The organism is Promicromonospora kroppenstedtii DSM 19349 (genome assembly GCF_000515355.1).
GTDB classification, from domain to species: Bacteria; Actinomycetota; Actinomycetes; order Actinomycetales; family Cellulomonadaceae; genus Promicromonospora; species Promicromonospora kroppenstedtii.
The window spans coordinates 8,676-21,278 of sequence record NZ_KI911764.1 but is presented as its reverse complement, the minus strand read 5'-3'; the positions used below and the strand labels follow the sequence as shown (position 1 = coordinate 21,278).

14 protein-coding genes and 1 pseudogene are annotated in these 12,603 nt (G+C 71.9%); 13 read left to right on the top strand and 2 right to left on the bottom strand.

The window, feature by feature from the left end; all coding sequences use genetic code 11:
* Positions 1–27: 27 nt before the first annotated feature.
* Positions 28–1,113 (bottom strand): phosphotransferase, encoded by a 1,086-nt coding sequence (locus PROKR_RS31165; RefSeq protein ID WP_051433497.1) that lies wholly within the window; start codon positions 1,111–1,113, stop codon positions 28–30.
* 91 nt (positions 1,114–1,204) lie between these two features.
* Here PROKR_RS31165 and PROKR_RS29440 point away from each other — a divergent pair, with 91 nt between their 5' ends.
* Positions 1,205–1,702, top strand: coding sequence for a pyridoxamine 5'-phosphate oxidase family protein (locus PROKR_RS29440; RefSeq protein ID WP_036971285.1), 498 nt, complete (start codon positions 1,205–1,207; stop codon positions 1,700–1,702).
* Between the two features lie 27 nt (positions 1,703–1,729).
* On the opposite strand, the gene PROKR_RS29435 is transcribed toward PROKR_RS29440, so the two are convergent.
* Positions 1,730–2,515 carry a DeoR/GlpR family DNA-binding transcription regulator gene (locus PROKR_RS29435; protein ID WP_425414959.1) on the bottom strand — a complete coding sequence of 262 codons (786 nt, stop codon included), beginning with the start codon at positions 2,513–2,515 and terminating at the stop codon, positions 1,730–1,732.
* A gap of 24 nt (positions 2,516–2,539) precedes the next feature.
* On the opposite strand from PROKR_RS29435, the gene PROKR_RS29430 reads away from it, so the two are divergent.
* The 12 genes and pseudogenes from PROKR_RS29430 to PROKR_RS36630 all read left to right on the top strand — a co-directional run.
* Entirely contained in the window at positions 2,540–2,923 is a 384-nt protein-coding gene (locus PROKR_RS29430) for an NUDIX hydrolase (protein WP_036971278.1), read from the top strand.
* Positions 2,920–3,654 carry an NUDIX domain-containing protein gene (locus PROKR_RS29425; RefSeq protein WP_051433496.1) on the top strand — a complete coding sequence of 245 codons (735 nt, stop codon included), beginning with the start codon at positions 2,920–2,922 and terminating at the stop codon, positions 3,652–3,654. Before PROKR_RS29430 ends, PROKR_RS29425 begins: the two co-directional genes overlap by 4 nt.
* An 8-nt stretch (positions 3,655–3,662) precedes the next feature.
* A complete protein-coding gene (locus tag PROKR_RS29420) occupies positions 3,663–4,463 on the top strand; it encodes an SDR family NAD(P)-dependent oxidoreductase (protein ID WP_051433495.1) in 801 nt (266 codons plus the stop codon).
* 48 nt (positions 4,464–4,511) lie between these two features.
* A complete protein-coding gene (locus PROKR_RS29415) occupies positions 4,512–5,156 on the top strand; it encodes an SDR family oxidoreductase (RefSeq protein ID WP_036971275.1) in 645 nt (214 codons plus the stop codon).
* Positions 5,157–5,324: 168 nt separating this feature from the next.
* The gene (locus PROKR_RS29410) at positions 5,325–6,212 is read left to right on the top strand and encodes an endo alpha-1,4 polygalactosaminidase (RefSeq protein WP_036971272.1); all 888 of its coding nucleotides are present in this window, start codon (positions 5,325–5,327) and stop codon (positions 6,210–6,212) included.
* 46 nt (positions 6,213–6,258) lie between these two features.
* Positions 6,259–7,035, top strand: coding sequence for a FadR/GntR family transcriptional regulator (locus tag PROKR_RS29405; protein ID WP_051433494.1), 777 nt, complete (start codon positions 6,259–6,261; stop codon positions 7,033–7,035).
* A 132-nt stretch (positions 7,036–7,167) separates the two neighbouring features.
* Complete coding sequence (locus tag PROKR_RS29400) at positions 7,168–8,481, top strand: extracellular solute-binding protein (RefSeq protein ID WP_051433493.1); 1,314 nt, start codon at positions 7,168–7,170, stop codon at positions 8,479–8,481.
* Complete coding sequence (locus PROKR_RS29395; protein ID WP_036971270.1) at positions 8,481–9,458, top strand: carbohydrate ABC transporter permease; 978 nt, start codon at positions 8,481–8,483, stop codon at positions 9,456–9,458. Before PROKR_RS29400 ends, PROKR_RS29395 begins: the two co-directional genes overlap by 1 nt.
* Complete coding sequence (locus tag PROKR_RS29390) at positions 9,455–10,270, top strand: carbohydrate ABC transporter permease (RefSeq protein ID WP_036971267.1); 816 nt, start codon at positions 9,455–9,457, stop codon at positions 10,268–10,270. The genes PROKR_RS29395 and PROKR_RS29390 overlap by 4 nt, the downstream gene beginning before the upstream one ends.
* Before the next feature lie 61 nt (positions 10,271–10,331).
* A complete protein-coding gene (gene manD / locus PROKR_RS29385; RefSeq protein WP_036971264.1) occupies positions 10,332–11,546 on the top strand; it encodes a D-mannonate dehydratase ManD in 1,215 nt (404 codons plus the stop codon).
* Between the two features lie 200 nt (positions 11,547–11,746).
* Entirely contained in the window at positions 11,747–12,328 is a 582-nt protein-coding gene (gene sigK, locus PROKR_RS29380) for an ECF RNA polymerase sigma factor SigK (RefSeq protein ID WP_036971310.1), read from the top strand.
* Positions 12,321–12,603: pseudogene (locus PROKR_RS36630) on the top strand (hypothetical protein); the annotation flags it as partial. The gene sigK and the pseudogene PROKR_RS36630, both read left to right, overlap by 8 nt.

Sequence of the window (12,603 nt, the reverse complement as noted above, 5' to 3'; positions counted from 1 at the left end):
CCCGCGGCGTGGCCGGGGGCGAACGGCTCAGCGGCCCGCGGTCACGGCATGGGTCACGGGCGCCCAGGACAGCGCGCGCAGGCAGCCGGACCGGATGTCGTCGAGGTGCGCGGCGAGTTTCGCGGGTGCGTCGCTGTTCAGCCCCTGGCGCACGGCGGTCAGGCCGGGCCCCAGGCGCAGGTGCAGTCCCCACGTGAGGTGGGCGACGGCGTAGCCGAGGGCTGCGGGCGCTCGCAGGTTGGTACCGGCCAGGGTGCTGAGGGTCTCGCCGTAGGCCTCGAGGACGGCCGGCTCGTCCAGCTCGCCGTGGCCACCGAACGCCCGGTACATCGAGACGAACGTGCCGAGGTCGTAGCCCACCGGCCCCACGCCGACGTGCTCCCAGTCGATGAGCACGAGCCCGCCGTCGGCATCCAGGCCCGCGTTGCGGGGCGTGAGGTCGCCGTGGACCAGCGTGGTCGGGATCTCGGCGGCACGTGCCGCGAGGTGCGGCGCGGCCTCCAGGCCGGCGTGCAGCGCGTCGACCTGCTCGGGGGTGAACAGCGTCCGCAGGTGCGGGTCGGCGGCCAGCGCCTCCAGGTTGTCGTGGGCGTCCGGCACGTGGTGCGCGTAGGCGGCGTAACCCGCCCGCTCCAGCCAGGGGGCGTCGAGCAGGCCGGGCTCGCCGTCCGCCGGCAGGTGCAGCAGCGCGACGCGCTCGGCTGCCGTGATCGCGTTGGCCGGGGTCCACCTCTGCTGCAGCACGGCGTCGACGTCGCGCATGATGATCCAGTCGAGGCCGTTGTGGCCGACCACGGTCACGTGCGGCGGCGCCGTCGTCCCTCGGGGGAGCAGGCCCGTCACGCCGCTCCGGAAGAAGTGCGCCTCGCGGTGGTCGAGCTGATCGTCGCGCGACTCGAGCAGGGACGGCTGGCCCCAGCCGGGGACCTTGACGATCCACACCGACGGCTCCGTGTACGGCACCGCAACGCAGACTCGCAGGACCGCAGCCCGGCTCAGCCCCTGGGACAGGTCGCGCACCGAGAGCACCTGCACCCCGCGGCCCCACGCGCCCCCTTGGGACGCGAGGACGGTCTCGATCGTCTGGGCGTCCGGCAGGTGCTGGTCGGTCATCGTCTTCCCTCGGTGTCGAGAACGGGGTCGCGGCTCCGTCCCAGGGATACCAGCAGCCACCCGGGCCGCGCGAACGCATGGAGTGATACCGATGGAACCGCACGAGATCGCCGAGATCCTGGACCGCCCCCTCAGTCAGGAGATGCTCGCCCGCGACATCACGCGGCTGGCCTACGTGGCCACGGACGGCACGCCTCGCAACGTACCGATCGGGTTCTCCTGGAACGGCGCCGAGATCGTGATGTGCACGCCCACCAACGCGCCGAAGCTCGCCGCCCTGCGGGCGAACCCGGCGGTCGCCCTGACGATCGACACGGAGGTGCACCCGCCGACGATCCTGCTGATCCGGGGCCGGGCGGAGCTCGACCTGGTCGACGGCATCCCGGACGAGTACCTGGAGGCGAACAGCAGCTACGAGATGACCCCGGAGCAACGGGTCGAGTGGGAGGCCGGTGTGCGGTCGCTCTATGACGCGATGTACCGGATCGTGGTCACCCCGACCTGGGCCAAGCTCATCGACTTCGAGACGACGCTGCCCACCCCGGTCGAGGAGCTGCTCCGGAAGCAGGCGGAGCGGCAGGGGGCCTGAGCGGCTCGCAGAGGCTCGCGGGCCTCGTCACCCGGCGAACAGCACCTCGACGCCCTGTCCCGTGACCTGCTCGACGACGGCGTCGTCCGGGGCGGCGTCGGTGATCACGCCGCTGACCTCCGCCCAGGGCAGCACCCGGTAGCGCGAGGCCGTCCCGATCTTCTCCGCCGAGGCCAGGACGTAGGTGTCCGCGGCGCGCGCAGCCAGCGCCCGCTTCATCGCGGCCTCCTCGGCGTCGCCGGTGGTCAGGCCCGCCTCGGGGTGGACACCGGTGACGCCGATCAGGCAGACCTCGGCGGAGACGTTCTGCGCGGCCTCGACGGCCGCTGCCCCGTAGGCGACCGCCGAGTGCTTGAAGACCCTGCCGCCGAGCAGGAAGACCTCGGCCGTCGGGTGGTCCAGCAGGGCCACGGCGATGGTCGGGCTGTGCGTGATCACGGTGCACTCGAGCTCCGGTGGGAGGGCCTGTGCCACGGCGAGGGCCGTGGTCCCGCCGTCGAGGATGACCGCGCTGCCCGGGCGCACCAGCCCGGCGGCCACCGCGGCCACCCTGCGCTTGCTGTCCGGGGCGACGGTCTGTCGTGCCGCGTAGTCGACCACCGCCGGCGAGACCGGGAGCGCGCCGCCGTAGACCCGCTGGACCAGTCCCTCGGCCGCGAGGTCGCGGAGGTCGCGCCGCACGCTGTCCTCGGAGATCCCCAGGGCCGCGGCGACGTCCTTGGCGACGATCTTGCCCTCGCGAGCGAGTAGTCCGAGCAGGTGGTCCCGTCGTTCCGCAGCCAGCATCTCTCTTGTTCTCTCCCATTGTTGCACGTTTCTGCATGTAATGTAGCAGCCGTGAACGACGAACCCCAGATGATCCTGATCGCCGGCCCCTACCGCTCCGGCACCGACGGCGACCCGAGCGCCATGGCCGCCAACCTCGTCCGCCTCGAGGCCGCCGCCTGGCCGGTCTTCGCCGCCGGACACATCCCGATGATCGGCGAGTGGGTGGCGCTGCCCGTCCTGCGCGCCGCCGGCGCGAGGCCCACCGACCCCCTCGCCGACGAGGTCCTCTACCCGGCGGCCGAGCGCCTGCTCGCCCGCTGCGACGCCGTCCTCCGCCTGCCCGGCGACTCCGCCGGTGCCGACCAGGACGTGGCCATCGCCCGTCGCCGGGGCCTGCCCGTCTACCACGACGTCGCCGAGATCCCCCGCCGCGAGGCCCAGGTGAGCGCATGACGGCCCGCCCCGGCGTCGACGTCCCCGACCATCGCGGCCGCACCGGTCTCGACCAGGCGGGACGCGGCCTGGACCGCAACCCCGCGATCGTGGTCCGCGACGTCGAGCTCACCTCGCAGGGCTGGCACGTCCTGCGCCGCACCACGCTCGACCACCGCCGCCGCGACGGCCGCTGGGAGACCCAGCAGCGCGAGACCTACGACCGCGGCAACGGCGCGGTCGTCCTGCCCTACGACGTCGAACGCGGCGTCGTGCTGCTCACCCGCCAGTTCCGCTACCCCGCCTACGTCAACGACCACCCCGACGGGATGCTCGTCGAGGCGGCGGCCGGGCTCCTCGACCTCGACGACCCCGTCACGGCCGTCCGGCGCGAGAGCGCGGAGGAGCTCGGCGTCACGCTGGGGGAGCTGGTCCACGTCCTGGACGCCTACATGAGCCCCGGCTCCGTGACCGAGCGCCTGCACTTCTTCGCCGCCCCCTACACCCCCGCCGACCGGACCGGCGCCGGCGGGGGCCTCGAGGAGGACGGCGAGGACATCGAGGTGCTGGAGGTCCCGTTCGCGGAGGCCCTGGCCATGGTCCGGGACGGCCGGATCGCCGACGGCAAGACCATCGTGCTCCTGCACTGGGCCGCCCTGGACGGCCCCTTCGCGCCTGGGCAGGGTGAAACCGGCACAACAGGGGTGACCGCGGGGAAAGTGGTGCATACGCTCGACGCACGTGAGCGATGAGGAGCGGCATGATCTCCGACGAATCAACCGTGATCGTCACCGGTGCGACGGGCGGCATCGGGCTCCAGACCGCCCGTGAGCTGGTGGGCCGGGTGCGGCACGTGATCGTGCAGGGGCCCGAGCCGGAGAACATGGTGCGCCCGGTGCTGCACGTCCTCACCGAGGGCGCTGCCAAGGTCGACTACGTGCCGTGCGACTTCGAGCGGCTCGACGACGTCGCCGCGGCGGCCCGCTCCATGGCCGGGATCGCGGGCGGCCCGGTCGACGCCCTGATCAACAACGCCGGCATACCGGGGCCGACCACCCGGCAGGTCACGCCGGACAAGCACGAACGCACGCTCCAGGTGAACTTCCTGGCGATGGTCCTCCTCACCGAGGAGCTTCTGCCGAAGCTCGCGGACGACGCGCGGGTGGTCAACCTCGCGTCGGCCACGCACGAGATGACCGACCTCGACCTGGCGGACATCGAGCTGGAGCGCAGCTACGACGCCGTCCGGGCCTATGCCCGGTCCAAGCTCGCGATCATCCTCTACACGCGCTGGCTGGCGGGCCGGACCGGCGTCACGCCCGTGAGCCTGAGCCCCGGTGTCATCAGCACCCCGCTGCTGCACGCGATGTTCAACATCGGCGGGGTGTCGGTCCGGCGCGGGGCGGACAACGTCCTGGCCGCGCTCACCGGACCGGCCCGGCCGGGCGACTACTTCGACGAGGGCGTCCTGGCCGAGCCCAGCGCCCAGGCGCGGGACGCGCGGCTCGGCCGGGCGCTCATGGACTACGCCCTCGACGCGGTGCGGCCCCACCTGTCGTGACCGCCGCGGCGGCATAGCCTGGTGCGGAACCTGACGGAAGGAAGCACCATGTCCCGCGTTCTGATCATCGGCGGCCACGGAAAGATCGCGCTGCGCCTCGCGCCCCTGCTCGTCGAGCGGGGTGACGAGGTCACCAGCGTCTTCCGCAACCCCGACCACCAGCAGGAGGTCGCGGCCACCGGTGCGACGGCGGTCGTCGCCGACGTCGAGCAGCTCGACACGGCCGGCCTGGCCGACCTCGTGAAGGGGCAGGACGCCGTGGTCTGGTCCGCCGGCGCGGGCGGCGGCAACCCCGCGCGCACCTACGCCGTCGACCGTGACGCCGCGATCCGGTCGATGGACGCCGCGCTGGCCGCCGGGGTGCGCCGCTACGTGATGGTGTCCTACCTGGGTGCGGGCCCCGGCCACGGTGTGCCCGAGGACAACTCGTTCTTCGCCTACGCCGAGTCCAAGACGGCGGCCGACGAGCACCTGCGCGGCACCGGGCTCGACTACACGATCCTGGCGCCCGGCCCGCTCACGATGGACGAGCCCACCGGGCTCATCGCGGTGGCCGACCCGGGTGACGGGCGCGTCGCGCGCGCCGACGTGGCGGGCGTGATCGCCGCCGTCCTGCTGGACGACAGCACCGTGGGCCGGACCATCGAGTTCGGCAACGGCGACACGCCGATCGCCGAGGCCGTCGCGGGCTGACCCGCCGGGGCGGCCCAGGCTGTGCGCCACTCTCGCCTTCGAGGCCTAAGTTTCTTCGCTTTGCGGCCGCGCAAAGCGAAGAAACTTAGGCCTCGAAGCAGATGGGCGGACGCCGTCCGGCAGGTCCCGGCGATCCGTGGGCGGGAGCGGCCTCGTTACGATCGGCGGATGCCTCAGCTGATCCTCGCCGTGCTCGTCGCCCTCACGCTCTCGGCCTGCCAGGGCGGCGCGACGGCGGACCCGGGGGCCGGCCCCGGCACGGCGTCGGCCACGGCCGGCTCCGGTTCGGAGCCCGGCGCCGGGTCGGACGCCGAGGTGACCCTCCCGCCGACGTCGGGCACGTTCGACTACCAGCTCGGCACGGCCTACGAGCCGGACGGCGGCCTGGACGTCGTCGTGCGGGACGCCACCGCGGAGCCCGCGGACGGCGCCTACGGCGTCTGCTACGTCAACGGGTTCCAGACCCAGCCCGACCAGGCGGACCTCTGGCTCGGCGACCACGAGGACCTGCTGCTGCACGACGCCGCGGGCGAGCTCGTCGTGGACCCCGACTGGCCCGACGAGTACATCCTGGACCCGTCGACCGAGGACGGCCGCGACCGCATCCTCGACCTGCTCGGCCCTGTGATCACCCGGTGCGCCGACGCCGGGTTCTCCGCCGTCGAGATCGACAACCTGGACACGTGGACGCGGTTCACGGACGCCGACACCGGGCTGATCGAGAAGGACGCCGCGCTGGCGCTGGCGAGCGCGTACATCGACCTCGCGCACGGGGTGGGCCTCGCCATCGGGCAGAAGAACGCCGCGGAGGCCACGACGGACGGGCACGAGCTGGGGTTCGACTTCGCCGTCACCGAGGAGTGCGGGGCGTACGCCGAGTGCGGCGAGTACACCGACGTCTACGGGCAGCACGTGCTGCAGATCGAGTACACCGACAACCTCCCGGACGGGTTCGACGCCGTCTGCGCCGACCCGGACCGCGCGCCGCTGACGATCCTGCGCGACCGCGACCTGGTGGGCCCCGACGACGAGGCGTACGCGTACGAGCAGTGCTGAGGCCGTCCGGGTCCGGACCTGCCCCGACGGTGCTTATCCTCGACGCATGACTTCCCCCTTCGTGCCGCCGTCGGACACCCGGGACACGGGCGCGACCGGCCGCAAGGGCCTGCTCACCGAGCACATCGCCCGCCAGCTCGAGCAGCGGATCCGCGCGGGCGAGTGGCCCGTCGGTGCCAAGCTGCCGTCCGAGCGCGAGCTCGCGGTGCAGTTCGGGGCGAGCCGGAACGTGATCCGCGAGGTGCTGCGCCGGCTGGAGGCCACCGACCTCATCGAGGTGGCGCCGGGCCGCGGGTCGTTCGTCGCCGAGCAGTCCTCCGCACAGGCGCGCGGCTACGACGCGCTCTACCGCACCGAGCGCCCGACGGTCCGCCAGCTCATCGAGGCGCGGATCCCGCTGGAGGTCGAGATCGCGGGGCTGGCGACGGAGCGGGCGACGGACGAGCAGATCGACGCGATAGTCCAGGCGCTCGACCGCGTCGAGTCGGCCGGCGACGTCGTAGACAAGGCGCGCGAGGACCTCCGGTTCCACGACGCGATCGCCGCCGCCTGCGGCAACCCGGTGCTGCGGACCATGCTGGCGTCGATCGGCGGCATGATGTTCGAGATGATGCTGCGCTCCAACTCCGACCCGCGGATCGGGGAGCCCGGCGTGCCGCACCACCCGGAGATCGTCGAGGCCATCCAGGCCCGCGACGTCGCGCTCGCGCGGGAGCGCATGCGCGAGCACCTCGCGCTCGGCCTGCGCACCTACGGCCCGGACCTCGACGTGGGTCTGGACCTGATGGCGTCCCGCCACATCGAGACCTTGCTGGGGCGGTAGCCCGGCAGCCCTGTCGGGCACACCCAGCACCTTTGGAACCACCCCGTGCGCCGTGCTAGCGTCCAACTGGTCCTACCAGTTGGACCACTTGCGAATCTTGCTCGTGCACACATGGAGGTGTGACGGAATCCCATGACTCAAGCCATCAGGCCCAGGCGCGTCCTCGAGCTGAGCCGACGGTCGTTCGGCGTGCTCGCCGCGGCGTCCGTGCTGGCCGCCTGCTCGCGCGGCCCCCAGACGGCGAGCCCGGACGCCCCGCTGCGCGTGCTCGCGATCAACCACGTCTGGACGCAGGCGATCAGCCGCTACCTGCCCGAGCTCGAGGAGCGCATCGGCCGCAGGGTGACCATGCGGATGCTCACCGCCGACCAGCTCACCTCCAGCTTCAACGTCAAGCTCAACGCCTCGGCCACGGACATCGACGTCATGACGATCCGGCCGCTGCAGGACCAGATGTTGTTCGCCCGCAACGGCTGGATCGCGGACCTGACGGACCGGGTCGAGGGCGATGCCGACTACCGCTGGACCGACTTCCAGGACGCCCCGCGCGAGCGGTCGGTGACCGCGGGCGCCGCCGTCAGCGTCCCCGTCGTCACCGAGCGTCCGGCGCTCTACTACCGCAAGGACCTGCTCGAGGACTTCGGCGGGGCGCCGGCGACCCTGGACGACATGCTCGACATCGCCCTGGAGCTCCAGCGGCGCAGCGAGGGGTTCTTCGGGTTCGTCGGCCGCGGCCAGCGCAGCGGCGCCGTGACGCAGTGGTCCAGCTTCCTCTACTCGTTCGGTGGCGACTTCACGGTCGACGGCCGGTCGGGCATCGGCAGTCCCGAGGCGATCGCGGCGTACCAGTACTACGGCCGCCTGCTGCACGACGCCGGCCCGCCCGGCGCCACGAACATGAGCCTCGAGCAGGCCATGCCGATCTTCGCGCAGGGCAAGGCGGCGATGTACGTCGATGCGGACGCGATCTACAGCAACTTCCTCGACGACTCGATCTCCACGGTGACCGACACCGTAGGCTTCGCGCCCTTCCCCGCAGGTCAGGCGGGTTCCGTGCCGCACAACATCCCGTCGTGGAGCCTGGCGGTCAACGAGTTCTCGCTGCTGCGCGACGACTCCTGGGAGTTCGTCCGCTGGGCCTCCAGCCCGGAGATGGTCGCCCGCCTGCAGTCCGAGGGCATCCCGGGCGCGCGCCAGTCGGTCTGGGACGACCCGGCCACGCTCGCGTCGTTCCCGGCCGACCTCGCCGAGGCGATGCGCGTCAACGCCGCCAACGGCGTGGGTCACGACCGCCCCGAGGTGATGCAGGTGGGCCGTGCCCGCGACATCGTCGGCCGCCCCCTGGTCTCCGGGATCGTCGGCGAGGACGTGGCCTCCGTGGCCGCGGACGCCGACGCCGAGTTCAACGACTTCCTCGTCCGCGACAACCGTCAGCAGGAGTTCTGATGACGACGACGACCACGACTCGCGCCGCCGCCGGCTCCGGCTCCGGCTCCGGCAAGAGCGCCCGCGGCGTTGCGCCGTCCGGCAAGCCGTTCGTGACGTTCGAGCAGGCCAACCGCCGCCTCAAGTGGGCCCTGCTCGCGCCGGCCCTCGGCTTCGTGGGCCTGATGATCGCGTTCCCGCTGGCGTTCACGATCAACCTCAGCCTCACCGACGCGTTCGGCGCCGTGAACGCGGGCAGCTCCTACGTGGGCCTGCAGAACTTCGCCGACGCCCTGACGGACACGCGCCGGTTCTGGCCCGCCGTCGGCCGCACAGTGGCGTTCACGCTCGGCGCCGTCGTGCTGGAGACCGTGCTCGGCCTGGCCCTGGCGATGCTCATGCGCAAGGCGTTCCGCGGCATGGAGATCGTCCGCACCATCCTGATGGTGCCGTTGCTGGCCACCCCGGTCGCGATCGGCATCCTGTGGATGCTCATCCTCGACCCGACCAACGGCATCGCCAACCACCTGCTCGGCTTCGTGGGCGTCCCGCCGCAGGAGTTCCTCGGCTCGGTGTCGCAGTCGCTGCCCACCCTGATGCTCATCGACGTGTGGCAGTGGACCCCGATGATGACGGTGCTGCTGCTCGCGGGCCTGACCACGCTGCCCGAGGAGCCTGAGGAGGCCGCCCGCGTCGACGGTGCCAACGCCTGGCAGCGGTTCGTCCACATCATCCTGCCGATGCTGCGCACCACGATCCTGACGGCTCTCGTGCTCCGCGGCGTCGACGCCCTGAAGACGTTCGACCTGATCTACGCGACCAAGGGACCCGGCGGCGGCTCGGACTTCGAGGCCGAGACGCTGAACGTCTACGCCTACGGACTCACCTTCGACTACCAGGAGTACGGCCTGGCTTCCGCGGTGCTGGTCCTGTTCACGCTGTTCATCGTCGCGGTCGTGGTAGTGCTGCGGCGCCGCACCGAGAGGAGCGCCTCGTGAGCGCCACCACCACCTTCCGCGTCCTGCGCGGTGTGCTGATCACCGTCGTGTGCGCGGTGATCTCGCTGCCGATCATCTGGATGATCGCGGCCGCCTTCAAGACGAACGTGCAGGTCACCGACCCGACGGTCGGCCTGGTCTTCTCGCCCACCTGGGACAACTTCCGCAATGTCCTGGCCGACGGCGCTCTCGTGCACTCGTTCGGCAACTCCATGCTGGTCGGCGTCGTCTCGACGGCGCTCAGCGTGGTCGTCGCCGTGCCGGCCGCCTGGGCGGTGGGCCGGTTCCGGATGCGCCGCACGGGCTCGATCGTGCTCGTGGCCCGCATCATCCCGGCGATCTCGCTGCTCGTGCCCTGGTACTACATGTTCGCGCAGCTCGGCCTGGTGGGCAGCCACCTGGTGCTGATCCTGAGCCACATGTTCGTCTCGGTGCCGCTGATCCTGTGGATCATGATCGGGTTCTTCGAGAGCCTTCCGGTCGAGCTGGAGGACGCCGCCCGGACCGACGGCCTGTCCGCCTTCGGGGCGTTCCTGCGGATCGCGCTGCCGCTCGCGGCGCCGGGCACGGCGTCCGCCGCGGTGCTGGCGTTCATCTTCAGCTGGAACAACTTCATCTTCGCGCTGATCCTCGCGGACGAGCGCACCATGACGATGCCCGTGCTGCTGTTCAACTTCATGTCCTACGCCAGCACCGACTGGGGCGGGCTCATGGCGGCCGCGACCCTGATGACCGTGCCGGTGCTGCTGGCCGCGATCTTCGGGCAGCGTTTCCTCGTGGCCGGCCTCACCGCCGGCGCCACCAAGGGCTGACACCGTCCAGGGCCGACGCCCGTACCAACTCCTCCCCGCCCGACCGACAGAAGGTTTCCGCATGAAGATCGTCGACGCGAAGGTCGTCGTCACCTCGCCCGGCCGCAACTTCGTCACGCTCCAGATCACCACGGACGACGGGGTGACCGGGCTCGGCGACGCCACCCTGAACGGCCGCGAGCTCGCCGTCGTCAGCTACCTGCGCGACCACGTGGTGCCGCTCCTGATCGGGCGCGACCCGCACCGCATCGAGGACACCTGGCAGTACCTGTACCGGGGCGCCTACTGGCGCCGCGGCCCGGTGACGATGGCGGCGATCGCCGCCGTCGACGTCGCGCTGTGGGACATCAAGGCCAAGGTGGCCGGCCTGCCGCTGTACCAGCTCCTGGGCGGCGCGAGCCGCGATCGGATCCGCGCCTACGGGCACGCGAACGGCTCCAGCCTGCCCGAGATCTTCGACTCGGTGCGGGCGCTCCAGGAGCGCGGCTACCAGAGCATCCGCATCCAGAGCGGCGTGCCGGGCCTCACCTCGGTCTACGGCGTGCACACCACGACGTCGGACGACGGCTCGGCGCCGGACGTGCTCGCCCGCCCGGTCGTCGAGGACTGGGACACCGCCGCCTACCTGCGGCACATCCCGAAGGTCTTCGAGGCCGTGCGCAACGAGTTCGGCCCGGACCTGCCGCTGCTGCACGACGCGCACCACCGGTTGTCCCCGATCGAGGCGGCCCGGCTCGGCAAGGACCTGGAGCCCTACGACCTGTTCTGGCTGGAGGACTGCACGCCCGCCGAGGACCAGGAGGCGCTGCGCCTGGTGCGGCAGCACACGACCACCCCGCTCGCGATCGGCGAGGTGTTCAACACGGTGTTCGACTACCAGACCCTGATCGACGACCGGCTGATCGACTACGTGCGTTCCGCCGTCACGCACTTCGGCGGCGTCAGCCCCATGAAGAAGCTGTTCGACTACGCGGGGCAGCGCGGGATCAAGAGCGCGATCCACGGGCCCGAGGACATCTCGCCGGTGGGCATGGCGGCGGCGATCCACCTCGACCTGGCGATCCACAACTTCGGCATCCAGGAGTACTCCGGCCACACCGACCTGACCAACCAGGTCTTCCGGCACGCTTACACCTTCGAGGACGGTCACCTGCACCCGGGCGAGGCCCCCGGCATCGGCGTGGAGCTGGACGAGGAGCTGGCGGCCGCGCACCCGTACGAGCCCGGCTACCTGCCGGTCAACCGGCTGCAGGACGGGTCCGTGCACGACTGGTGACGCGGGTCACGCAGGCCTCACCCCATCCGGGACCGGCTCGGCGCCGAACCTCCTGAGCAGGGCCGTCCGGCGCTGCGCAGGATGCGTACGGAGCTCCGGAGGGTGGTGAGGACCGGATGGCCATCGTGCTGGACCGGCCGTTCGTACCCACCTCCATGTCGCCGACCGGACGAAGGGTGTTCGTGAGGCAGACTGGGGCAGTGGCTTCCCCACCTACCCGGACCTCGTCGCACGATGCCGTCGACGCGCTGCTCGCCGCATGTGCGGGCAGCGACCCGGCGTCCTTCGCGCCCGTGTACGACGCACTGGGGCCGGTAGCCTACGGCGCGGCGCTCGGGATCCTGCGTGATCCCGATCATGCGGCCGAGGTGACCCAGGAGGTGATGGTGGAGGTGTGGCAGACGGCCTCGCGGTTCGACGCCGAGCGCGGCTCCGCCCGCACCTGGGTGGCGACGCTCGCGCGCCGGCGCGCGGTCGACCGCGTCCGCTCGGAGCAGGCGCACCGCGACCGGGACCAGCGCGACACCGACCTGCGCACCAACGAGACGGCGCGGGACGTGGTGGTCGAGGACGTCGAGCGGCGCCTGGAGGGTTCGGCCGTGCGCCGGTGCATCGAGGGGCTCACCCCGACGCAGCGTGAGGCGGTGGTGGTCGCGTACTACGGCGGCCTGACCTACCGCGAGGTCGCCGAGAAGCTCGACAAGGCCCTGCCCACCGTCAAGAGCCGGATCCGCGACGGTCTCAACCGGCTCCGTGACTGCCTGGGGGTGCGTCATGTCTGACCAGACGACTGCGACCGGCCCGGGCGGCATGCCCGACGACGTGTGGGACCTGCTGCCCGGGTACGCCATGGAAGCGCTCGACGACGCTGAGCGTCAGGCGGTCGAGCAGCTCCTGGCGTCCGACGCCGACGCGCGCCGGGCGCTGGACGAGTACCGCGACGTGCTGGCGGCGTTCGTGGTCGAGGCCGAGCCGCCCGCCGCGCTGCGGTCGAGCGTGCTCGCCCAGGTGCAGGGCACGCCGCAGCTCCACGGCCGGACGGCGGGTACGCCCGTCC

Excerpts from the sequence above, each read along its gene's own strand:
- PROKR_RS31165 (WP_051433497.1), bottom strand. The coding sequence starts at position 1,113 with ATGACCGACCAGCACCTGCCGGACGCCCAGACGATCGAGACCGTCCTC.
- PROKR_RS29440 (WP_036971285.1), top strand. The coding sequence starts at position 1,205 with ATGGAACCGCACGAGATCGCCGAGATCCTGGACCGCCCCCTCAGTCAG.
- PROKR_RS29425 (WP_051433496.1), top strand. The coding sequence starts at position 2,920 with ATGACGGCCCGCCCCGGCGTCGACGTCCCCGACCATCGCGGCCGCACC.
- PROKR_RS29420 (WP_051433495.1), top strand. The coding sequence starts at position 3,663 with ATGATCTCCGACGAATCAACCGTGATCGTCACCGGTGCGACGGGCGGC.
- PROKR_RS29415 (WP_036971275.1), top strand. The coding sequence starts at position 4,512 with ATGTCCCGCGTTCTGATCATCGGCGGCCACGGAAAGATCGCGCTGCGC.
- PROKR_RS29410 (WP_036971272.1), top strand. The coding sequence starts at position 5,325 with ATGCCTCAGCTGATCCTCGCCGTGCTCGTCGCCCTCACGCTCTCGGCC.
- PROKR_RS29405 (WP_051433494.1), top strand. The coding sequence starts at position 6,259 with ATGACTTCCCCCTTCGTGCCGCCGTCGGACACCCGGGACACGGGCGCG.
- PROKR_RS29400 (WP_051433493.1), top strand. The coding sequence starts at position 7,168 with ATGACTCAAGCCATCAGGCCCAGGCGCGTCCTCGAGCTGAGCCGACGG.
- PROKR_RS29395 (WP_036971270.1), top strand. The coding sequence starts at position 8,481 with ATGACGACGACGACCACGACTCGCGCCGCCGCCGGCTCCGGCTCCGGC.
- manD (WP_036971264.1), top strand. The coding sequence starts at position 10,332 with ATGAAGATCGTCGACGCGAAGGTCGTCGTCACCTCGCCCGGCCGCAAC.